We start from the raw sequence: 22,762 nt of genomic DNA on the forward strand, positions 1-22,762 counted from the left end.
GCCGGAACCGGGGCCGCGCCGGGCCCTTCTGCCGGGGGTTCGGTGGCGGTAACCAACGGGCCCTCCTCCGATTGCTTCTGACGTCGGATAAGGAGAGGTTATCCGATGTCAGAAGCAGCCTGTCATCAGACAGAGCATTTGGTCCCCGTGGAGAATTCTGGCCAGGTTCTCCGGAGTCTGCATGGGCCCAGGGGCAGACGACCCCATACCCTCTCCATGAAGAACCTGGAGAACCGGGTAAGAATCTGACGGAAGGCCGTATGAAGATCACGATCGAGGGCGCGGACAAGAATTTCACCGAGAAGCTCGTCGCGCTCGCCGCAGCGCATCACGCGGAGCTGACTGTTGCGGCCGTCGACACCAACTGGACCGTCGAGCGCGCCACGCGCTACCTACGCTCGCTGCCCGCCGGCGCTCGAAGGTTCGCCGAGATGGTCATCGTCGACGGCGACGGCTACGTCGACGCGGACCGACTGCGCGCCGCCGTCGGGAAACTCAACGGTCCGACCGTCGCCCTGGTCCGCGCCATCCCGCGCGGCGTGCGCGAGGGCTGGTGGCCCGAGGGCGTCAGCGCGCCCATCACTCCGGTGTACGACCCGGACAACCCGAGCTGGCACAAGAACATCGCCTATGAGATGGCCAGGGAGAACGTGCCCGTCTTCCGTTCCGCCATCGCCGCCCTGGCCACCGGCCGAGGGGCCTCCACGTCACCTGAGTCACCCGCCCCTTGAAGCGAGGAGGCGCCGTGCGCCCTCGCTGTGCCACCCAGCTGGGACGACGCGTCACCGCCGGTGTCTACGCCCACGTCCGACTCCGCCTCCAGCGAGACGCCATCGACTCCCTCGGACGCGCCCTCGACCACCCCCGACATACCGTACGGCAACGGCGGCGGACACCTGGCGTTCGCCGCCGTTGCCGTCAACTACTGCCGTCAGGTGGCGACATACCGATTGATATCGGACGCGCGGCGGCTCCGAGTATTCGACATCACGAACACTCGGAGCCGCCGCTGGGGCAGCTCAGGTCACTTCATCAGTGGCCCCACCGAGTCCAAACGATGGCTTTGCCAATTCGACCATCAAGCCCAGAATGTTATGCCTTCGAGATCATCGAAATCCCGCCCGACGCGAGAGAGAACATCCGCGCGAGAGCTCTGCGAACGACAGGATCTCGATCGATGCGCTCCAGGGATTCCAGCCTTTCCGGGGCGATGTCGATCGTCCCTGCCCTTGAAGGGAGGGCCGGGGTCTGGGGCAGCGCCCCAGGGTGGTTCGCTCTTGCTGGCTGTTGCGCGCCCGGACCGGCGGGGGCGTCGCCAGCGGGGCGGCAGACAGGAGCAGGCGGCGGCCCCGCAGGGCCGGAGCGCGCGGCGGCCCGCGCAAGCGGGACGCCCTTCTTGAACAGGGCGTCGAACTCTTCGTCATCAAGGAACTTCTCGGCCACGCCCACATCGGCGTCACCGCCACCGTCTACGCCCACGTCCGGCTCCACCTCCAGCGCGACGCCATCGACACTCTCAGCACCGCCCTTGACGGCCCTGCCAATGACGAGTCGACCCGCGACGACGGCGACGACCCGCCGCTGTGCGGAGCCACCGTCCGCTGACGTTGCCGTCAACTACTGCCGTCACCGCATGCAGAAGCCCCGCCAGGGCGCACCTGGCGGGGCCTCATTTTCGCCGACGCTAACGGATCTTCTTCTTACCCGTAAGCCTCAGCGCCTGTCACTCCGCAAAAACCGGATTAAGCCAGACCGACACCAGATCACCGTTGTCGACGCCCAAGACAATTCCGCTAGCAATTTGAACGAACTTAGCATCGGCGGCATCGTTCAGACGAATGGCGACCCACCCGGAGGAAGGATCATACGAAACCCGCCACCTGTCTCCAGGAACCTCGAAAGAAACCCCAGGCTCGAAAGAGTGGTCTGACGAGATGAATACCCGCCCGGGCTTGAACTGTGGAGCAGTCAACTCGGCCACCACACCCCGAACGTTCGGGAAGTATCCCCAGGCGAACAGAACTTCCCGGGACTCAATATCGACCTCAAGTTGGAGCGTGCAGATCAGCACACTCGCAACCCCTTCCGAGCCGAGCCTCTCGCTCAACGACTCCCCGCTCTGCGCACTGAAGGAGAATCCGTACTCGGACTCGTCGTAGGTGAGGACACCCTCAAGAGGAGATCCGTCTTGAATGGAAAATTTCATTTCGGGCTAGCCTTTTGTGCTCTTGAAGAGGAAGTGGACGATTCTGTTGGAATTCGCGTCGATGTTGAGCTCCCAGATCCCGTTGCTTCCGTTCATCGCTCCGGGCGTTCTCCACTCGACAACCCCAGGAGCGCCACGGGAATCCATCCTGGGCGCAGATCCCCCCATGATCTCCCGAAGGAGCATCCCGTTATTGCCGTTCATGTAAGGACGTGCCGCCTTACCGAAGTTCGGGGCATCGACGTCCCGAGTACCAGCAATATCCCAGGTGTGATTTTCGACGGTCTTGGTCATCGAAATGTTCTCAACATCGATCTTCGACGCCAGATCCGAGACATCACAGTTGCTGTTGTGAACGAGCACTGGAGTCTCGCCCGCCAGCACATAGTACGTGTGGAGGTCATCGACGGTGAGGTTGTACGTTCGGGCTGGCTTCGTGTATGCGCGATTACCTGAGACGATGACGTGGTCGCCGTCATCGGTCAGCAGAGTCATCCCCAGGGCCAGGTCCTTGGCCGCAACCCAAGCTTCGCGGGAAGGTGACCAGAAGGGGTGCTCATGGGTCGCAGTGAGTTCCTCCACGCCGTCTTCGGTGACGATGGACAGCTCGTTGAAGTGCTTGTCGCTCTCGGTGACGATCAGGTGGGTTACTTCTCGAGTCCCGGTTTCGCCGCTTTCGGGGTCAGTGGCCAAAACCTTGTCGCCGACTTCGACATCCTCAATGTTCTTCGTCTCTCTGTCCGCCATGAGAACGTCAGTGCCGGCCAGGAAGCATTTGCAACCTGATTTCAGCGCATCAGCGACTCTGTCTGTCTGCTTATTTATTTTCGCGAGGTCGCCGAACGGAAGAAACCCAATGATAGATGCGGTGATACCCGCTCCATCACCTTCATGTAGGGAACGCGCTGTGTCGTAAGCGTCGCAGCCCACTCCGATCACTGGGATCCAACCGCACGCAGCAAGCGCGACCTCTGCGAGGGCCGACGGCCCTTCAAGCGCCGGGGATAGCCAGCTCCACACGACACGGTCGTCCCAGTAGGGGTCTTCACCCTTCGTGGTGAAGCAAGTCTTCACGACATAGCTGCAATCGGTGATCAGGCCCGGACTGCTGACCGTCTCATTGTCAGAGCTGCTGACTGCGGCTGTGCCTCCGCCGCTTTTTCCGGATCCAGTAGCAGCCTCGTTGGGCCGCCCGTTACCTGGCGAGCCGTCAGGACGTGTAGGACAGGGGATATCGAAACCCTTCCCGCACGCGAGGCCCATTCCGCTGGGATCGGAGAAGGTGAGAGGGTTCTGTGCTGCGTAGCTGTAGCCGTTCAGGGTCTGTGGCTTGTCAGTTTCCAGCAGCGGGTCGACGCTGGTGAATTGGCCAAGAGCGGGGTCATATTCGCGAGCCCCGATGTGGGTGAGGCCGGTGGTGGTATCGCGGGTTTTGCCGAGGAATCCCTTGTCGTCGGGCCAGGGGCCGTACTGGGGCTTGCCGCGGTCCGCGCCGAAGGGGGTGGTGTAGCGCTTGGTGAAAGTCAGGGCGCTGTCTCGGTTGACGGCCAGGTGGGAGGTGCCGTGGTGGTCGCTGACGAGATAGGTGACCTTGGTGGTGCCGGTCTGGTTGGAGCGCATGGCGGCGGTGATGTCGCCTGCCGCGTAGTAGCGCTGGGCCCAGGTGGTGCCGTCGGCGCGGAGGTGGAGTTCCGTGGCGCCGGCGTAGAGGACGCGTTCGCCGTTCTCCGTGGTGCGGATGAGGAGGGTTCCGTCGGCGCCGTACAGGTAGTCGGTGGACTGGTCGTCCTCGGTGAGACGGGTGAGCTTGCCCTCTTCCGACCAGGTCAGGCTCTGGGTGGTGTCGGCGGCGACGCCGGGGCGCTGGGTGGTGTTGCCGGTGGTGTCGTAGGTGTAGGTGCGTTCGGGGCTGGTGCAGTCGGTCTTGGTGGTGGTGCCGGTCAGGGTGTGGGGCTGGTTCTTGTTGGTGTAGCAGTAGGTGGTTTTGGTGGTCGCGCTGCTGGTGTGCTGGGTTTCGGTGGTGCGCTGGCCTGCGGTGTTGTAGGTGTAGCTGGTCCAGTAGGGGGCCGGACCCGACAGTGAGGTAGCGCTGGGGGTGTCGGTGCACTTCTGGGAGGTGGGGGTCCAGGCTTCGGTCAGGCGCTGGTGGGCGTCGTAGGTGAAGCACTGGGTGTCGGCGCTGCTGGTGCCGCCGAGGGTCGTGCTGTCGCGGATCTGAGTGACGTTGCCGGTCTGGTCGTAGGTGTAGGCAAGGTCTTGCGGCCGGTAGGAGTGAATCTCGTCCTGGACGTAGCTGTGGGTCAGGCGGCCTGTGCCGGTCTCGAATTCATTGGCGATGAAGAGGCTGCTGTCGCCGGTGCCCAGGGTCAGCGTTTGCGGCTGGGCCAGCGCTGAGTAGTCGATGTCGGTGAGGTAGCTGCCGATCGAGGTCAGGTTGCCCAGGTCGTCGTACTTGTACGCGGTGTCCTCGTCGGGCAGGCCCCCGAGCGCGGGCTCCCTGGTCCGTTGCACCGCGCCCGGGATGTTGTAGTCCGTCTCGTACTTGAGCGTCGCGGGTTGGCCCGCCTTGACGAACGGGTCACTGGCCGGCAGCCGCAGTTCGGTGCGGGTGGGGCGGCCCATGGTGTCGTGGGCGGTGACGGCCTGCGTGTAGGCGGCGCCGTTCTTGCCGCCGACGTAGCGGGTGGAGTCGGTGGGCCGGCCCTTGAGGAGGGTGTCGTAGGTGTAGCCGGTGAGCTGGTTCGCGTCGGTCTTCGAGCCTGCCCAGGTCCCGGTGGGGCGGCCCAGCTCGTCGTAGGCGCTCAGAATCGACTTGCCGCGGGAATCGGTGGTCTTGATGACCTGGTCGAGGGCGTTGTACTGGGTGCTGGCCTTGCCCTTGTCGGGGTCGTCGGCGCTGATCTGGCGGCCGAACAGGTCGTAGCCGTAGGACCAGGTGGCACCGTCGGGGCCCGTGATGGTCTCCTGCCGGCCGTCGAGGGCGTAGGCGAACTTGGTGGAGGTGAAGGCGGCTCCGGGTCCGGTGCCGAAGTCGGCGTCAGCGGGGCTCGCGCCGGCGTAGGAGCGGGTTTCGGTCGTGCGGCCGCGGATGTCGGTGATGGTGCGCTGTGCGGAGCCGCCGTCGAGGGCGGTGGTGGCTGTGGAGTCGCCGGTGTAGCCGGTGGTGGTGGCCCACTTCTTGACGCCGTTGACGTACATCGTGCTGGTGGTGGGCCGGCCTGCTCCGTCGAAGACGGTCTCCGTCTGCTGGGGCGCGCGGCCGTACTCGGCGCGGGTGTAGGTGCCGTTGGGTGTACTGGTGCTGTCGAAGATGTCCGCGTAGGTCTCGTAGGCGAGGCCGCGGGTGTCGTACCGGGTGTCGGTCAGCAGCCGCCCCCCATCAGGGGTCGGCGACTGGGTCTGCAGTTGCCGCAGCAGCGAGTCGTAGAGCGTGTAGCTCGTGTTGTAGGTCTCGCCGTTGGTCAGCGTCGACGCCGACACCCAGGACGGCTTGGTGTTCTCGACGTGGTAGGCGAACTTGGCGTTGGGGGTCTGGTTGGCCGGGTCCCTGCTGGGGAGCCATACCGCGGTGAGGCGGCCCAGCGCGTCGTACGTCTGCTCGGTCTTCTTGGAGTTGATGTCGTAGCTGCGGTATTCCAGGCCGCGGCGGGGTTCGAGGAAGCTGACCGAGCGGTAGCCCTTGGGGTCGGTCGAGAGAGTTCGGGTCAGCGGGCCGGAGTCGGCGGGGGTGTAGGCGGTGGAGGTGGTGCGCCCTGCCGTGTCGGTGACGGCCAGCGGGCGGCCCAGGATGTCATACGTGGTGGTGGCCGTGGTCTGCCAGCCGGACGGCATCCGCTGCCCGTCGCTGCCGGCGGTGGCCGTGTAGCCGGTGGCGCGGCCGATCCAGGTGGCCTGTCCCTTGGTGGGCTTCTGGGTGGCCAGCCAGGTCGTGGCGTCGGCCTTGTCGTAGACGGCCGCGGTGTCGGCGAGGACGTCACCGGAGGTGGCACTGGTGGCGGGCAGGTTCAGGCCGGCGTCGGTCACCGAGCACGTCTTGGCGACGGTGCGGGTCCGGGAGACCAGGCTGGTGATGCCGGCGTCCGCGTTGCGGGCGTACCAGGTGCGGGTGCAGGTTTCGTCGCCGCCCAGGCCGGCCTGGCCCCAGTCGTCGGCGGCGTACACCATGCCGAGGTCGTCGTACTTCTGGCCGGTGGTGTGGGTGCGCCAGGTCTTGGAGCCGGTGAGGTAGGTGCTGGTGTAGGTGGAGGAGTTGCGGACCCACAGGGCGGTGTGGTCGGCGGCGTCCGGCACCGTCTGGCCGGCGGTGTTCTTGTACGTGTAGTTCTTGAAGACGCTGCTGATGGGCTGGCTGCCGTTGTAGGTGACCTGTTGGCGCAGGCTTCCCTTCCAGCGGTCGCTGTCGTACGGAGCGGAGAAGTCGACGTCCGTGTCGAGCAGCGGTGGGACTGTGACGGACTTGGTGGTGCCGTCCTTCTTCTTGTCGCCGTGCATGCCCTGCAGGTACAGCGAAACGGTCTTGGAGCGGGTGCCGCCGACCGCGCCGGTGTAGGCGGTGACCTGGCGGTAGCCGCGCCAGTCCGACCAGGTCCGCTCGTCCTTCGGGGTGAACGGGTCGTCGTTGTGGTGCCAGGCGGCGCCGCTGTAGGAGTAGGCGTGCTCGACGGCGGGGTTGGCGGCGGCCGGGTCGTGGACGCTGACGGCGGTGACGCGGTACTTGTGGAACCAGTCGATCGCCGCGTTCTCGGCGCCGTTGATGTGCCAGTACTGCGGGTAGCAGGAGCGGGTGTTGGTGTCCGGTGCCGCGTCCAGGACCTCGCTGCGCTTGCACTCCGGCGAGGAAAGCGTCGCCTCGGTGATCGCGCCGGTCTCGGAGGTGACGGTGGAGAGACGGGGGCGGGTCAGGGGCAGGATGTCGTCGGTGGCGTCGACCCGGTTGGGCCGCAGCTGGTACGTGAACGAGATCGGGTCGACCGTGATGCTGGTGTCGCCGGCCTTCGCGGTCCGCTTGAGCGACTTGAGGGTGAGTACCTGGTCGGAGCTGTCGCCGATGTCACCGCCGTCCAGGTACTCCTCGGTCAGACTCCAGGAGTCCACCGGGTCGTAGGCGGTGCCGGTGGCGTTGTAGGAGAAGGTGTTGATGCCGGTCAGGCGCTTGCGCGTGAAGAAGGAGGTGCCGGCGGCGTTGCACTCGTCGTCGTCCTTGGAGCAGATCGCGTCGAACGGCACGTCGGGCCAGTTCTCCGCGGTGTCCTTGGTCAGGCTGTCGCAGTCGGATGCGGTGCAGCGTTCGGCGTAGGTGAAGGTGACCTTGGCGTCGGCCTTGTCGGTGAACAGGGCGCCCTGGCGCAGTCCGTACTCGATGCGGTTGAGGTAGCCGCCGCGGGTGTAGGAGGTGCTGGCCTTGGTGGCCTTGTTCTTCTTGTAGTAGTTCGATTCCTTGGTGTACCAGTACGTGGACGCGTTGCCGCGGGTGTCTTCGATGTAGTCGAGGTTCCAGCGCCAGGCCTGGGTCAGGGCGCGGTCGGCGAAGGCATCGCCGGCGCTGTAGCCGGGTTCGCCGGAGTCGTCACCGAAGACCGGGGCGGTCCAGGTGGAGTTGGTGCGCTGGGTGCCGGCGCCGTCGAGCTTGTTCTTGCCGAAGACGTATTTGGTGCCCTCGCCGGTGATGACGGTCCAGTACTCACCGTTGTCGTCGCCGTTGTCCGCGCCGGTGGAGCGGGTCACGGTGGAAGCGTCGTCATCGGCGAGGTGCCACTTGCCGCTGTCGTCGTCCTTGACCAGGCGGGTCGACTTGCCGTTGAGGACCAGGCTCGCGTTGTCGTACTTCCAGCACTGGTCGAAGACGTCGTCGTGTCCGTCCTCGTCGCAGGAGCCGTAGGTGCGGGTGATGTAGGACTCGGTGAGGGCGAAGCCCTCGCCCACCGTCGTGGTCTGGTTGTTGGTGGTGGCGGTGCGGCCGTCGACGCTGCCCGAGTCGTAGGACAGGGACAGGGGCGGAACGGGGCCTGCCGCGGCGGGCGGCATGGTGAAGTCGTGGGACCAGGTGAAGGAGCCGGAGCTGCCGCCGGCCTGCCAGGACGCGGACTCGGACAGCTTCGTCGCCGAGTAGTCGCCCGCGCCCTTGGGTGACTGGCCCGAACCAGCGGAAGCGGCGGTGACCGCAAGTACCGTCGCGCTGGAAGCAGCGCTCCTAGCATTCAGGAGCTGGGTGGACGTGCCGTTTTCTGCGGCCTGGGTGAGGGGGACTTTCGCTGAGACGGTCTGGTTTTTGAGGTCGTTGTCCGACGGCAGCGGTGTCTGCTCGCGGCATTCCGCCTTGTGCGGCGTTGTCAGCGCGCAGGCCGGCAGCTGTGTGATCCGCAGGCGCTGAGACCAGCCTCCGCCGATGGCCGAGGCGAACGTGGAGTAGTCGACGCTCAGGTTGGCCGTACCGGAGTTCTGCGCCGCCGCCGTCAGGAGAATGCCGGTGACGCCGGCCTTGCGGGCTGCCTTCTGGTCCAGGACGGTGATCTGCGCTTCGCCGGCCGCCGTCGTAGTGGCCGCCGAGGAGCGTTGCTTGGCGACGGTCTCCGGTTCCAGTGTGACGGGGAGACCGGCCGGCGCCGCGGCGCGCTGTGTGCCGGGCTGGAGGGCGAGGGTTGCGGCACCGCTCTTGGGCCAGGCGGCTTTCTGGTCCCCGGTCGCCTGCTTGGCCTGTGCGGCATTGGCCTTGCGCTCCGTGGCGACCTTGGCGCGTGCCTTCTTCGCGCCGGGCCCGTCGAACGCCTTGACCTTGGTCGCCTGTGTCTTGGGGACATCGGGTCTCCCCAGACCGTCCTTCTCAACGGCCTGCGCCACCTGCGCCAGGCCGGTGGGCACGACGAGCGCCAGAGCGAGCGACTGTGCCAGCAGCCGGCCGGCTCTGCGCCCTCCCCCCTCCTCGCGTCGCCTTGAGGTGCCTATGCCAAAGACCATGGTTCTCGCCCCACCCAGTTCCTGATTCTTGAAGAAGTTCCGCACGCCGATCGCAGCCCGCCACTGGGTCTGCCGCCTCTTCGTCCGGTGGGGCCAGCCGCGTCGGCGGCTGGCCCCACCGGACGCCTCGTCAGTCGCCCACGGTTTCGCCGACCTGCTCAGGGCCGGCCATCGCCCCGGCCCAGACGCGTGCCTCGGCCACGCTGGCGGGCAGGAAGTGCTGCCAGGCGTCCTTGGAGAAGCCCTTGCCGAGGGTGAAGTCGCCCGAGCCGGCCTTCGCCGTGAAGGCCTGCGGGTCCCCGTTTGCGGTGCGGCTCAGATAGAGGCTGATGGTTCCCGCGGGGGCGTCGAAGACACCGGTCAGGCGGACCATGCCGTCCATCACCGCTTCCTCGGTGGAGGAAACCGCGCTGAACGTGCCGTCGGCGTTCAGTCGGCCGAAGCGCCAGTAGCCCGTCGGCACGGTCTTCTCCACCATCTCTTCTGGATCCCAGGCGGTCTTGTCCTTGCCCCGCTCGAACCAGATGCCCCAAGCCGAGCCGTCAGCGGCACGCTGGCCCAGGACCTGACCGGTGTAGCCGACAGGCTTGGCAGCCAGCCTGGTCGAGTCGAGGGCCGCCAGGGTGGTGACCGTGAACGATCCCGTGTCGTCGACGACCGGTCCCGAGGTCGCGGCCGCGTCGTCCGTACCGTCGAACACGATCGCATCGCCGTCCAGGGCCGCGCCCCCCGTCAGGGCCAGCGACCGGCCGTAGCCCGAGGTGGTGTCCGGGACGCTGGTCCCGCTGCCGCGTTCGGCCGACCAGTCGGCGACCAGTTCCACCGCCGCGCGGTCTGGCGAGTTCATCAGCCGGGCCTCGTCGGCGACCAAATCGTCGGTCAGCGCCTGCTGCCAGACGGTGACCTCGTCGATGGAGCCGGCGAAGTAGTCGGTGTAGACGTCACGCCACAGCACTCGGCCGATCTGCAGCGGTCCCTCTGCCGCCCATGCCGCGGACACCGAGTCACTGCCCTGCAGGCGGCCGTTCACATAGAGGCTGATCTGCTTCTTCGAGGCGTCGTGCACGGCCGCAAGATGCGTCCACACACCCCGTGCGGCCGGTTGCTTGGCCGTCACCTTCTGCGCGCTGATGTTGCCATCGGTGGCGTCCATGGGTGACGTGCTCAGCGTCCACGTCTCGTCCGCCTCCCGGTAGGTGAGGTAGAAGCCGCTGTAGAAGCCACCGTCCTGACCCAGGACGGTCTGGTTGCGCGCCTCGCCGGGCTTGAGCATGACCCAGGCGGAGACCGTGTAGGAGGCGCGTGTGTCCACCACCGAAGTGCTGGTGGCGGCGTAGTCGGTGGTTCCGTTCAAGGCCAGACCCTTGTCCGTGACCGGGGACTCGAACGCGTTGTCCTGGTCGTCGTGGGTGATGAGACCGCGGCGGCCGCGGTCGTCGCGCGCGGCCTCCCCGTGGAGGGTCGCATCGTCGCGGCCGTCGACGGTGGCGGAGTCGACCGCCGTCCCGGATGTTTCCTTGAAGTGGTACCGGCCGACCGGATCCTCGCCGGAGTCCACGAGGAAGTCGGTCACGGACTGCTCGCCCCAGCCGAGGCTGTCCTTGGCCCGCACGTACACGCGATACAGCCCTCCGCGGGAGGGTGTGACCTTCGCCGTGGCTGTCGCGCCCTTCAGCTCGGCCGACCATGCGGCACTGGAGGACAGCTTGTACTGGTAAGCGGTGTTCGCATCGCCCGTGGCGGGCTTGAACGTGAGAGACGCCTCCGTTCCCGGCCCGCCGCCGGCCACGCAGGCGCTGCTGGTGCACGCGGTGTACGGGCTGGCGATGGTGACCTGTGGGGCCTTCGGCGGCATGGAGTCGACGCGGAAGTAGCAGTAGCCCTTGGAGGCGGCGCTGCTCAAGTGATTGGACCCGTAGTACGACCAGGTCCACGCGTGGTACCGGTAGAGCTTGCCGTCAGCCAGTTTCGACCAGGTCAGTGACAGGGCCCGCCCGTCGCCGACGTAGCCGGTGGAAGGGCTCAGCGAGCCGTTGCCCGGGCTGACGTCCGTCCAGGTCCTGTCGGCGTTCTGCACATCGACGTCGAAGTAGACCCGCAGCTGGGCGTCGTCCTCCCCGCCCGACTCCGTCTGCGCGGTGGCCTTCAGCAGGGGCGTGGGGTCCGACACGATCGCCGGGTCGCTCTCGGTCTCTTCACAGACCGGGGCGGTGCTGGTCCCACCTCCTTGCAGGCCCACACCGGTGGGCTTGCCCGGCAGTCCGACGAAGTCGACGGCGAGCACGGCGTCGTTCTTGAACCGCTTCCACGCCGAGGTGTCCGACTCGTCGTGCGCCCGGATCTCCAGAGTCAGCCGGGAGAACCTGCCCGCGGCGAAATCCCGCACGGTCGAGGTGAGGTTCTCGTTCGTTTCCTCGGGGTTGTCGTTGAACTCGATCGGCGCGTCCGGCGAGTCCGGGTCACACAGCGAGCCGCGGCCGGCCGACACCCACCGGTCCCCCATCCAGTCCAGTTCCTTCGGCCGCGACGACCAGGTGGTGGAGGACGAGATGTTGTTGGTGCGGACCAGGTCCACCCAGCGCGGATCGCATTGGAACGCCCACGGCTCCGTGACCCGGAAGGTGGCGTCGAGGACCTTCTTCCCCTTCAGCTGGGCCGGGGAGAACTCGAAGTACAGCTTCTGCACATAGCCGGGGCCGCAGTAGTAGCCGGCCCAGGAACCGCACTTGCCCGCGCCCTTGCCCATCCCGTCGCTGCCGTTGCCCCAGCCGTACGACTCGTAGCCGTCGCTGCGCAACAGGGTTCGTTCCGACTCGTCCCAACTCACCGGAGGGTCGATGAAGACCGGAAAGTCCGCCTCGTCGGTGGAGGTCAGCATGCCGGTGTCCGGGATGACCGACAAGGAGTCCTCGTCAACCTCGACGTCCAGGCGGGCCACCGTGTCGCCCTGTCCCGGTTCCCGGCCGGAGCCGGAGGGCGCGCTCTCCGCCGGGTCTGACGGAAGAGGCTGAGCAGCCGCTGGGCTGTCAGCAGCTTGCACAGTGACCAGCTGCGGCTGAGTGCCGGCGGTGTTGTTCTGGCCCGCGGAGTCCCACATCCGGGCCGGCGGGGACCTGAACACCGTGGTGCCGTTGCCGTCCACCGCGGCAAGGTTGCCCGCCGCGCCCTTGGTGACTGTCAGGTTCTCCGTATCCAGGGCGAAGGTCAGCTTTTCCAGTTCCTCGCTCGCCGCCGCCTCCGGGGTCCTCACCGCGAGGAGGTACTTGAAGCTTTCCGAGGTGGCGATGACCTGCAGGTCAACGTCCGGGAGCACGTCCGGGTAGACCGCGCTGGAGCCGTCCAGGCGCGGGGCAGGAAGCGTTCCCGGCCAGTCCAGGGCCAGGGACCGGCCCTCGTCCTCGATCCGCGCCAGCGGGCCGGCGTCACCACCGCCGGAGAACGACATCTGTACGGCGGCCCCCTTCGGGGCGACGGTGCCGTCCGCTCGCTTCTCCAGCGTCGGATCCGGCGCCTTCCAGCCACCGCCGGACGCCGGAACACGAACCGGCACCGCCGATTCCTCGAGCGTGAACGTGGAACCGTCCGGGTTGGCGAACACCGTCGTCCGCGCCGTGCGCTCCCCGGTCACCTCCACCCGCTGACCGGACTCCTGGGCCGCCTCGAGGGCCTTCTGCCCCTCCGACAGCGGCGGGGCGGCGGGTTCATCGCCGGCCGCGTGCACCACTGGACCGGGTACAAGCGTCGCGATCACCGCCGCGCACACCGCCGCGGTCATACCCGCGGCGGTGCTGAGACCACGTCTTCCACGAGCCTTTCCCGCACGGCCCTTCAACTCGGGCAGCACTTCCCGCCCGCCCCGCAATCGGGTCCACATCCCCGCCACACCCCACCCACAAGATTCACAAAGTAGCCAGGGGTAACTAACGCCTTAGCAGAACGCCAGGTCAACGGGCAGGAAACGGACATCAACACGCCAAGTTCCGGAAGGCCATGTGAGGAACCCGACGTTTACTCAGGGTTGTACGGAAGAAGATCACATCTCCACATCCATGCAGATACACCAAGATCAACGCGGTTACTGATCGAACAAGCGCCGTAGGGGCGCCGTCGTTCGTCAACCGGCTGCCGGCCCATTGGTGAACCGGCGACCACCATCCCGACCGCCAAGATCCCGACTGCGACAGTCAGCGCCACCGGCGGCGCGGCAACAGGCGTCGCCAGCTGAACCGACGGCCCACGGGACGGACGCGAGGGAGGGGTACCGGAGGCGGCAGGAGGGGGCACAGCGGCACCGGCGGGTGCTCAGGAGCCGCCGATACTGTTCCGCCGAACAACTACGTGGCGTCTGGACGCGTCGGCGAAGACGGTGGCGTGGGCCGTGTTGGTGCTTCGACGAGCGGCTGGTCGGGCTCTGGGGTCTGCTGTTCGGCTTCATGGCGTTGGGCATGTTCCCGGGCGGTGGCGGTGGGCTGCACTGCCGTGCTGAGCTTTCTCCAGAGCGGTCATCAAGGCGAAGGCGGGTGCAGGCTGGAATCCGGAGCGCTGTGCGGCCGGGTGGGGGGGAGATATTCCAGCCCTTCGCCCAGGAAGCCACTTCGCCGCTCCAGTCCTGCTCCGTCACCGTTGCACTCGAGCGCCGAGAAGCACCCGGTTGATCAAACTGGCGGAAGTGCTCTGAAATCCACAGGTCAGGGCGTTCTTCCTAGGTGGCTGGCCTAGGCGTGGTCTCGCGCGGCATACTCGACGCATGGCTGGCATCGAGATCGACGACACCACCGCGGACGCGCTGCGGGCTCTGGCCGACGCCGCGGGGCTGCCGCTGGACGCCTACCTCGCCCAGGTCGCCGAGGAGAAGCGGCGCGAGCGAGCGCTGGCCGACGGCGCGGAGATCTTCCGGCAGGTCACCAGCGACCCGGAAACGGCCGCCGCGTTCGACGCTGAGTACGGTGGCCCCGCGCCGGCCCGGACCGCACCGCGGGCGGCCTGACCTGTGCCTGCCGAGTACTACGTCGACTACCGGTGGTTCCTTGAACGCCAGGCTGAGCTGCTGGACGATCTCGCGGTCAACGACTACTCCGTCTTCGTCGGTCTGGCCGCCCGGCACAAGGTCGACCCGCCCCGTCACGACCAGCACCACCCGGACGCCTTCTGGCGTGCGGCCGTGATGCTGGAGGAGTGCGTCCTGCTCCGGCCGCTGCCCGCTCGCAACGAGTTGTACGGCTTCGGCGTGGCCGTGGCCTACCTCGGGATCCACGGGGAGCGGGTGAACACCAAGTTCGAGGCCTGGCGGGACCTGATCGCCGACATCACCGCCCTGCGTCTCGACTCGTTCGCCGTCGCCGAACGCCTGCGCTCACTGCGCCTGCCAACGGCCTGACCTCGCTGTCGCCCTCCCCCACGTCCCGGGGTCTCCGCGGGCGGTCAGAGGCAAAGGCACGGTAGAGGCGAGAGCCGGGGCGTGTTGCCGCCGCGAGCACGGACCATCCCCGCGGATGCGGGGCGCAGGTGACCGAGCACCCGAGCATGAGCGAGGGCGAGGGACCATCCCCGCGGGTGCGGGGAGCAGGGATCCGAGCCCTTCGGGACGAGGTCCTGCGCGGGGCCATCCCCGCGGGTGCGGGGAGCAGCAGAAGCCACACCGGCGCTGGGCCACCATGGCGGGGCCATCCCCGCGGGTGCGGGGAGCAGCATCCGCCAGGTGACGAGGCGTTCCCACAGGCGGGACCATCCCCGCGGGTGCGGGGAGCAGACTGTTTGACCTGCGTCTTTATGGCTGCGGGGGCGCGGTTTCAGCGACTTTCACGGATTCCGGCAAATAGGTCATAGGTGGCTCTGTAGCGACTTGGCGGGCCAGCCGCTCATCCTACGTCTTGAAGGGCCTTCTTCCTGGGGGCTCTTCGAGCTGCCCTTCTCAGGATCTCTCCACGGGGGCCTGCATCCAAGGTCGAACGCTCAGGCGAGACTTGCCCGGATCACGCTGTCTCCGATGCGCACGACCGAGACGAGATCTCCTCGCAGCTCGTTCGGCCGGCCCTCTCCCCCGAGGGCGCAGGCGCTCACCAGGTCACGGCAATCCTGCGCTTGCCGACCCGAGGCGATCGCGGTGGCCAAAGGGCTGGCCAAGATCTCGCGGGCCGCGTAGCCGTCCCGGGCCTCCGCCGTCCTGCGGTGGAGGTCATCGACGATGTGGCGTGCGGCAGGTGTCTCGGTGGCACCGGTCGCGTCGAGGGCCGTGAGGCCGAGGCGGGTGTCGAAGACGGTCATGCCCGGTTCGGTCCTCCGGCCGATGTACGCCGTCACCAGGTCCGCCACTTGGCGGTCGACCGGCTTCCCGGCGGCGCGGCGGCAGAGGACGGTCAGGCAGGCCGTGACGGGCTGTTCCCACGGGTCGCCGGGCGTCGTGTCGGCGAGGAGGACGGCGGCCCGGGCGGTGTCGCCGGCGGTGAGTGCGGCGAGTACCGCGGTCTGGCGTCCGTCGAGCATCCGGCTGCCGACGCCGCGATGGGCTTCGATGTGCGCTTCGGCCTCGGCCCACCGTCCCATGGTCGTGAGGGTGCGGGTGCCGTCGGCGAGGAGCACGCGCCACAGCCACGCGCGGACCTCATGACGGTCCTCGTCGGTCGCGGTGAGGTCCGACGGTACGGCGACGCCCTCGAATTGGGCGGCCGTACCCGCCTCGACCGCCGAGTACAGGTCGAGCAGCCGCTGACGTCCCTCGTCCGCGTGTCCGGCGCGGATCTGGAGGCGAGCGAGGTTGACGACGGGTTCCAGGCCGCGTATCGCGCTCATGCCGGGCAGGGGGCAGGCGTGGAGGTAGGCGGCGGCATGACGGCGGCACAGCGCACGGGCGAGGTCGGGGAGGCCGACGTCGGAGGCGATGAGCGCGGCCTGGTTGCAGGCGGCCGATGCGAGCCCTTGGTCGCTCTTCTCGACCGCGGTGTCGGCGAGTTCGACCAGGTCGCGTACGCGCTCGGGCAGAGGCAGGCAAGGAGGCCGGAATCGGGCGACGAGCGGGAAGCGCTGGGCTGTGGGTCCGTGCGGATCCATGGGTCTCCCCCGGGCATGAGTGCGAGATGGTGCCGGGACGGCCGTGCCCGTCGGCCGGCGTGCGGCCGACGGGCACCGTCCGCTGCGTGGGGCAGCGTCAGCGCCAGTCGACGACGATGCGGTTCAGCGGGGTGTCGAGAGCGAAGAGGCCGGAGCGCTGCTCGATCGCGGGGGCGTCGAGGGGCTGGATCTCGAACGTGGCCTCACGGCCGCGGTACTCCCGGTCCCAGGTGCGGATGGCCTCGGCGACCTTTGCGGCCAGCTCGTCGCCGCCGGGGCCGTGACCGATCACGCCGAACTCCCAGAGCTTGCCGCCCTCCGGTGTCTTCCGCTCCGACAGGCGCCGCGCCAGGTAGGTGACGGCGCCCTTGTCGACCGCCGCGGTCGACGAGGGGTAGGGGTCCTCCGCGAGCAGAGTGCCCTTTGCGCCCTGGGGGAAGAGCATCCGGATCAGGCCGGAGGGGAGGGAGCAGGCCACGAACAGTTCCATCCACTCGGGCGACTCCATGGCGCGTACCGTCATGCCGGTCCACTCCTCGGTGCGCGGCTGGTACAGGGCACCGGCAAGGGCGTCGGCGTCGGTGTGCTGCCCGTGCCCGGCTGGGGCCTGCAGTCGTACGGTGCCGTCCATGCTGAGCGGGATGACGCGGCGGTCGTCGTCGGCGACGCCCCGACGGAGCGGCATGAAGGTGTTCATCTCGCTGCCGAGGGACACCCACCGGCCGTCGCGCTGCTCGTAGGCGATGGAGCGGGACACTGTGCCCTTGAGGCGCTGAGGGACGAGGAGCCGGCCACCGGGCGCGAGTTGCCGCAGCCAGGCGTGCGGTACGCCGTGCGCGCCGACGGTCGCGATGATCCGGTCGTACGGTGCACCTTCGGCGTGGCCGAGGGCACCGTCGCGGGTCACCGCCGTGACGTTGTCGATCCCGGCCGCGGCGAGGTGCGCGCGGGCGTCCTCCACCAGGTCGTCGTCGACGTCGAGCGTGGTCACGTGTCCGCTCTCACCGACCAGGTGGGCGAGCAGGGCGGCGTTGTAGCCGGTGCCGGCGCCGAGTTCGAGGATGCGGTCGCCGGGCCGGACATCGAGCTGGTCCAGCATGAGTGCCACGACGCCCGGCTGGGAGGCGCACGAGATCGAGGTGCCGTCGGTGTCGTACTTGATGTGCACCGGTGCGTTGGCGTAGGCGTCCTCGAGCGACGCGTCGGGCACGAACACGTGGCGCGGCACGGTCCGCAGCGCGTGCTCGACGGCAGGCGTACGCGCGTGCCCGTCCGCGCGCAGCTGGTCGACCAGGGCGTTGCGGAGGCGCTCGGCGTCCGCCGTGGGGGTGGCGATCGTGTCGTTCACCCCGTGGGCGCCGTCCGCGTCGGTCGCTGCTTCGCCGGAAAATGCGGACAGTGCGGCGTTGTCACTCGTTCCCATGACTACCTCTCGTGCGATGTCGGACATGGCGCTCTGGTCCTCCCTGCGGAGGCCGGCGCGGTTGGAGTGGAAGATCGTGTGATGGGCGATGACTGCTCGAAGACCGCGTGTGAGGGCACCACGATCAGCGAGGGAAGCCAGCTCGGCACCCGCCCGCTCGAAAGCGGCGACCCATCCGCCGTACCCGGCGAGCGGGCCGCTCGGGCGGCACAGGCCGTGGGCGTCCACAGTCATCAGCTTGCGCATCGCGGGCACCAGTTCGGCGGCCCGCTCGGCGGGCGGATGGCCGGTCACCGGCCGGAGGGCGGCGACCTTCGCCCACACGTCGCCCTGCTCGAACCAGTCCAGCCCGGCCGCCCGCATCATCGCGCTCGCCAGCAGCACGGCGGTTTCCCGGCGCCCGAGATCCCCCGGACCGGGCTGGTGGGTGAGCAGATGGCGGCTGTCCTGGTGGAACAGCTCGTGAGCGACTTCCATGGCCTCGGTCCCGCCGAAGGCTTCGGTCTCGGGCTCATAGACGCAGGGCAGCCACGGCACGACCGTGCCGTCCTGGACGAGGTCGCTCAGCATCGCTTCTACGGCGGGTGAGGGCTCGTCGGCGCGGTACCGCAGCGGCCAGGGCTGCTTGTTCATGAACCACCAGCCCGTGAGCTGTCCGTCCTGTTCGGCGGCGAGGAGGACAGGGGCGACGCGTTCGGCGAGGGCGCGCTGGGCGCTCTCACGGTCGGCGAAGGTGATGTTGTGCTGCTGCCAGCGGTCCGGGGGCATGCGGATGTCCTTCGGTCGATGGGGGATGTCAGGCGGTGAGCAGGCAGGCATCCCAGGCGGATCGGGGCGGTGCGGCGGCGCTGGACGCGAGGAGGGCCAGCGCGATACCGGCTGCGCCGTCGAGGAGGCCGGGGCCACGCTCCTCGTCCTGGATGAGCGCCGTGACGGTGTGCACGGGGTCGGTGCCCGGCGGATGGACGGCGGCCAGGAGTGCCGGGATCACGGCGCGCAGCTGTCCGGAGGTCGAGGGGTGGGCGTCGTCGGCCGCACGGGCGGCGATGTGTGCGAGGCCGGCGAATCCGTGGCACAGGGCGTTGTCGGTCGTGGCCTTGAGCTGGGCGGGGTCGGTGAGGGCGGCCACGAGCGCGTTCTCGGCGTTCAGTCGGCGACGGGTGTCGCCGAGGGCGAGGGCGGCGAGTTGTCGGGCGCGGGCGAGACCGGCGGTGCCGTAGCACCACGACGGTCGCCGCGGCGCGGACGGGGCGGGACGGCCGGCGCGCAGTTCGGCCCGGGTGACCCAGTACGGCCACGCCGGGCCTCGGCCGGTGTCCTCCTGCCAGCGATCCAGCCATGTCAGGATCCGGTGCACCGCCTCGTCGTGGCCTGCGACGAGGGTGCCGTGCCGGGCGGCGAGCGCCAGCAACGCGAGTACACCGCCGATGCCGTGCGCCATACCGCTGTTGGCGTGTCCGCCGGGGAAGCGTTCGTCCGGGCGCCCCGAAGGACCCGTTTGCGTCCACCAGCCCGGCAGCGTTTCTCCGTCATGGGTGATCGGCTGGGTGAGGCGTACGCAATAGCCGAGGACGGCGCGCAGGGCGGAGGAGTCGGGGTCGCGGCGCAGGAGGTGGGCGCCGTAGCCGGTCAGGCCGCGGATCGTGTCGAACTCGGCGAGCGCCGGGAGGCGTCCGGTGTCGATGCGGCGGTGAGCGGCGTCGACGCGGCGGCTCGCATCGGCCGCCGTCTGCCGGTCCAGAGTGTCGAGAGCGCGCCGGTAGGCGCCGGGCAGGTGATCGGCGGCGCAGGCCAGGGCGTGCGCGAAGGCGGGCGCCCCGTAGAACGGGTGACTGTCGGGGCCGCTGGTGAGCGGTTCGCGGGAGGCGGCGGCGAGCCAGTCGTGGGCGCGCTGCCAGGGGCCGAGGCCGGCCGCGGCCCGCTCGGCGTGCAGGAGCGCGATGCCGGGGAGGCCGTGGGCGAGGTGCTGCCGATGTGCCCTCGGCAGGAACACACCGCCGGGGGTGGCGAGCTGCTCGGCTATGGCGTCGGCCAGGTCGAGTGCAGTCTGTGTGGTCACGGTGTCCTCCGAGCGGTGCGGGCGGTCCAGGCCAGGGCGGCAGCACGGGCGAGGTGGAAGCAGACCTCTTCTTCGGGGAAGTTGACCGCGATGTGCCGTACGAAATGGACGTGCAGCAGCGACGTCAGGACGTCGTCGAGGGCGATGCCCTGCGTGTGAGGGCCGGGCAGGTGACGCCGGTAGGCGGCGAGCGCCGCGTCCCGATCCGCCCACGCCGCCACGATGGCCGCTCCCCCGGGGGCGGCGCGCAGTGCCGCCCAGTCGTCGCCGGGGTCGGCCAGACGTACGGCATCGGTGAACTGCGGGCGCGGTACGGGCCCGGGCGCCGTGGGCGGGATGTGGTCGATCAGCCAGCGCATCCCGGCTTCCGTGCTGCCGAGGAACGCGGAGGCGATGGAGACGGTGTGCGCGGCCACCAGCGTGCGCCCGTGCGGGCGCCGCGGCTGGGAGAGCTGGGCCAGGACGGCGCGCGAGTCCGCGCGGAACACGTCCTCGGCCGCGTCCCATGCGGCGCCGGAGCCCCAGCGTCCCGTCTCCCGGTAGGAGGTCGGGTACCGCAGGTCCGCCAGCAGGCCGGCGCCGCGCAGCTCGTCGGCCCACGCGCTCACTGTTCGAGCCGTCTCGGCGAACGCCTCCGGAGCGGGGAGCGCGATGCGCAGGCGCACGTGCTGCTCGGGATCGCGGAAGCGGATGAACCACCACGGCGGGCCACCGAGCCGTTCGAGCAGATCAGGCAAGTGCCGGATAAGCAGCGCGTCCTGGCGGCGAGCGTCACCGTACAGCGCGGCCAGCAGCACCGACGAAGCGGCCGGGGTCTGCGTCTGGGCCATGGCGAGAGATCGAGCCGGAGTGGGGGCGGGCAGCTCCGGCCACGGCGACGGCCGGGTCGCCCTGAGCGGCACCACCACCTCGTGGGCACGGCCGTCGCACCAGCCGAACGCCCCCGGTTCCGCCGCCTCGACGAGCACGGCCTCGCGTACGCGGTCGAGGTGGTGGCGCAGCAGCGCCCGGTGGCCGGCCTCGTCGAGGTCGAGGAGGAGACGCCGGTCGTCCTCCACGAGGTGGACCCGCCGAGGCAGCCGCCGCCGGTCCCGCCAGCCGGTGAGGGCGGCGTCCCATTCGGCCCGGGGGTGTGCGCGGCCGGGCAGCTCGGACGCCTCGAGCCGCCAGCGGGCCGGGGCGAGCACGATGCGCCCGTACCGCAGGCGCGGCAGGAACGGCATCACCGCCGAGGCGCCCCAGTCGAAAACGGTGACCTGCGCGCACTGGGCGCGGGACAACTCGGTGAGGAAGCGCCCCAGCGGCGGAGTGTGCGTGCGGAGGTTCAGCGCGTGCATCCCGACGGCCTCGATGCGCCGGCCGCGCTCCGGGTCGGCCAGGTACAAGCGGCGGCCGTCGCACCCCACCGCCAGGTCCGCGGGCCCGAGGAGGCCGGCGGCGGGGGCTCGGTGCTCTTGGAGGCTGATCACCGTCGGCAGGACTCGCGGGGCCCGCGCGACGTGGGCACTTCCCGGCAGGAGCGGCGGAAAGGAGAGCTGAGCGGGCACGGTATTGCCGTCGGCGGCCGGAAGGCCGGACAGTTCGGCGGCCAGGGCCTCACGGTCCGCCGGGGCCAGGACGCCGAGGAAACGGCCCGTCGTCACGCCGGCACCGCGAGACACGCTCACGACCTCCAGCTGGAACCGCCCGCGCCGCAACTCGTCCACGTCGGCTGCATGGACCCGCACTCCCACCTCCAGGTGCGGCGGCAGGCGGGGTTCGGCAGGCCCCGCGTCCAGGGCGTCGATCAGCTCGTCGGTGAGGACCACCTCGTCACGGCCGTCGAGCGCGGCGGTCTGCGCCAGCCGTACGAGGGCGTCGTCCCGGGCGGAGAGGCGAGGTCGGCGGGCGCCGGGCGGGGTGCCCGGGTAGCCCTCCGGGTAACCGATGCCGCTGTCGGCGACGACTTCCTGGAGCGGCACCATCGTGCCGATGCCGTACCGCTCGTAGAACCGCTGGTGGTACGCGCCCCACGCCGCGGTGCCGTACGGGCGGGCACTGACCCGGGCCAGGAGCAGCGCGGCGCGCTCGATCTCGCGGGCGACCGCGTCCGGCAGTACGAGCCGCGCGTCCAGGCGCAGGTCGAGCGCGACCGGGTGGCGGCGCAGGCCCGGCACGAGGGCCCTCATCCGCGCTGCGACACTGTCGCGCCCACTGCGCGAAGTGCACTCCCTCAGCGCGGTGCGAATCTCCCTCAACTCGTGCACGATCCCAGCGACCGCGGGGAGGGTATCCGCGTCGATCACGTGGAGCTGATCCAGCAGATATCCGAGGGCGTCGGTCTCGGTGCTCGGCGCGTGCAGACCCGTGATCAGCACACGCCGCCGGATCAGCTCCGCCAGCAGTCGGTGCACCTTCTCCTGTCCGGCCTCGGAGAACTCCGCCTCGAGCTTGTCCGCGAGCTCACCGCCCCTGATCGGCTCCCGCGCCGCGGCGAGGACCAGGCGCACAGGCTCGGTCAGAGCCAGAGACGCCTCCACCGCGCGAGTCCGCTCGTCCTCGGCGTCGGACTGAAACGGCACGATGAGCCGGTCGCCGCGACGCGCCACGGTGTTGTTGACGACCACGGGCAGGCGTTCGAGGAGGTCCGGGCAGGACTCCATCCGCTCGACGACAGCGGCCAGCCACTCCGCGCCCGCATGGCCGACGACCCCGTGTTCCCCGCCCCAGCTTGCGCGCGCCTTCGGACTGAATCCCGCGGTGGTCACACCGGCGAAGAGACCGAACGGCGTCGCCCTGTACTGAGAACGCAGCAGGTAGCGGGCCACGGACAGTGCCGTACGCCGCACCTCTCGCGTGGACGGCTCAGGGGACGTGCACACGCTCCGTACCCGAGCGGCCAGAACCGGGCTGGCGTGTTCCAGGGCTTCGGCGAGGTCGCCGTCGGCCAGGACCGTACGCAGCCACGCGGCGCACGTGGCGACCCCGCCGGCGGAGCGGTCATCAAGGTCAGGGAGCGGAGGACACGACAGTGCCGGCCGGGCAACGGCTCGTACGAGAGCGGTCGCGCCGGCGCGGAACGCCGGGTACGGAT

11 protein-coding genes and 1 pseudogene are annotated in these 22,762 nt (G+C 69.2%); 5 read left to right on the forward strand and 7 right to left on the reverse strand.

Annotated elements, in window-relative coordinates:
- The first annotated feature begins 260 nt into the window (after positions 1-260).
- The 3 genes and pseudogenes from ACVV2G_RS29075 (at position 261) to ACVV2G_RS29085 (ending at position 1,605) form a co-directional block, all read left to right on the forward strand.
- Positions 261-731: a hypothetical protein gene (locus tag ACVV2G_RS29075; RefSeq protein WP_453845758.1), complete on the forward strand. Its 471-nt coding sequence runs from the start codon at positions 261-263 to the stop codon at positions 729-731.
- Positions 732-781: 50 nt separating this feature from the next.
- Positions 782-856: pseudogene (locus ACVV2G_RS29080) on the forward strand (integrase); the annotation flags it as partial.
- A gap of 410 nt (positions 857-1,266) precedes the next feature.
- Complete coding sequence (locus ACVV2G_RS29085) at positions 1,267-1,605, forward strand: hypothetical protein (protein WP_453845759.1); 339 nt, start codon at positions 1,267-1,269, stop codon at positions 1,603-1,605.
- Between the two features lie 118 nt (positions 1,606-1,723).
- Here the strand turns inward: ACVV2G_RS29085 and ACVV2G_RS29090 are convergent, their stop codons facing one another.
- From ACVV2G_RS29090 to ACVV2G_RS29100, 3 genes are all read right to left on the reverse strand, one after another.
- The gene (locus ACVV2G_RS29090) at positions 1,724-2,206 is read right to left on the reverse strand and encodes a hypothetical protein (RefSeq protein WP_453845760.1); all 483 of its coding nucleotides are present in this window, start codon (positions 2,204-2,206) and stop codon (positions 1,724-1,726) included.
- A 6-nt stretch (positions 2,207-2,212) separates the two neighbouring features.
- Positions 2,213-9,160 carry a polymorphic toxin-type HINT domain-containing protein gene (locus tag ACVV2G_RS29095; protein ID WP_453845761.1) on the reverse strand — a complete coding sequence of 2,316 codons (6,948 nt, stop codon included), beginning with the start codon at positions 9,158-9,160 and terminating at the stop codon, positions 2,213-2,215.
- Positions 9,161-9,290: 130 nt separating this feature from the next.
- Complete coding sequence (locus tag ACVV2G_RS29100) at positions 9,291-12,935, reverse strand: laminin G domain-containing protein (protein WP_453845762.1); 3,645 nt, start codon at positions 12,933-12,935, stop codon at positions 9,291-9,293.
- Between the two features lie 972 nt (positions 12,936-13,907).
- Here ACVV2G_RS29100 and ACVV2G_RS29105 point away from each other — a divergent pair.
- Both ACVV2G_RS29105 and ACVV2G_RS29110 read left to right on the forward strand, forming a co-directional pair.
- The gene (locus tag ACVV2G_RS29105) at positions 13,908-14,147 is read left to right on the forward strand and encodes an antitoxin MazE7 (RefSeq protein WP_376675340.1); all 240 of its coding nucleotides are present in this window, start codon (positions 13,908-13,910) and stop codon (positions 14,145-14,147) included.
- 3 nt (positions 14,148-14,150) lie between these two features.
- Positions 14,151-14,537, forward strand: a complete 387-nt coding sequence (locus ACVV2G_RS29110; protein WP_337307846.1) for a toxin Doc — start codon at positions 14,151-14,153, stop codon at positions 14,535-14,537.
- A 575-nt stretch (positions 14,538-15,112) separates the two neighbouring features.
- Here the strand turns inward: ACVV2G_RS29110 and ACVV2G_RS29115 are convergent.
- The 4 genes from ACVV2G_RS29115 to ACVV2G_RS29130 all read right to left on the reverse strand — a co-directional run bounded on the left by ACVV2G_RS29115 (position 15,113) and on the right by ACVV2G_RS29130 (position 22,631).
- Complete coding sequence (locus ACVV2G_RS29115; RefSeq protein ID WP_453845763.1) at positions 15,113-16,207, reverse strand: hypothetical protein; 1,095 nt, start codon at positions 16,205-16,207, stop codon at positions 15,113-15,115.
- Positions 16,208-16,304: 97 nt separating this feature from the next.
- The gene (gene fxlM / locus ACVV2G_RS29120; RefSeq protein WP_453845764.1) at positions 16,305-18,398 is read right to left on the reverse strand and encodes a methyltransferase, FxLD system; all 2,094 of its coding nucleotides are present in this window, start codon (positions 18,396-18,398) and stop codon (positions 16,305-16,307) included.
- Positions 18,399-18,426: 28 nt separating this feature from the next.
- Entirely contained in the window at positions 18,427-19,689 is a 1,263-nt protein-coding gene (locus ACVV2G_RS29125; RefSeq protein WP_453845765.1) for a lanthionine synthetase C family protein, read from the reverse strand.
- Positions 19,686-22,631, reverse strand: coding sequence for a lantibiotic dehydratase (locus ACVV2G_RS29130; RefSeq protein WP_453845776.1), 2,946 nt, complete (start codon positions 22,629-22,631; stop codon positions 19,686-19,688). The genes ACVV2G_RS29125 and ACVV2G_RS29130 overlap by 4 nt, the downstream gene beginning before the upstream one ends.
- Positions 22,632-22,762: the final 131 nt, after the last annotated feature.

This window comes from Streptomyces sp. JK94, from assembly GCF_053613315.1.

Coding starts and splice junctions, on each gene's coding strand:
- ACVV2G_RS29105 (WP_376675340.1), top strand. CDS start 13,908: ATGGCTGGCATCGAGATCGACGACACCACCGCGGACGCGCTGCGGGCT.
- ACVV2G_RS29115 (WP_453845763.1), bottom strand. CDS start 16,207: ATGGATCCGCACGGACCCACAGCCCAGCGCTTCCCGCTCGTCGCCCGA.
- fxlM (WP_453845764.1), bottom strand. CDS start 18,398: ATGCCCCCGGACCGCTGGCAGCAGCACAACATCACCTTCGCCGACCGT.
- ACVV2G_RS29095 (WP_453845761.1), bottom strand. CDS start 9,160: ATGGTCTTTGGCATAGGCACCTCAAGGCGACGCGAGGAGGGGGGAGGG.
- ACVV2G_RS29100 (WP_453845762.1), bottom strand. CDS start 12,935: ATGACCGCGGCGGTGTGCGCGGCGGTGATCGCGACGCTTGTACCCGGT.
- ACVV2G_RS29075 (WP_453845758.1), top strand. CDS start 261: ATGAAGATCACGATCGAGGGCGCGGACAAGAATTTCACCGAGAAGCTC.
- ACVV2G_RS29090 (WP_453845760.1), bottom strand. CDS start 2,206: ATGAAATTTTCCATTCAAGACGGATCTCCTCTTGAGGGTGTCCTCACC.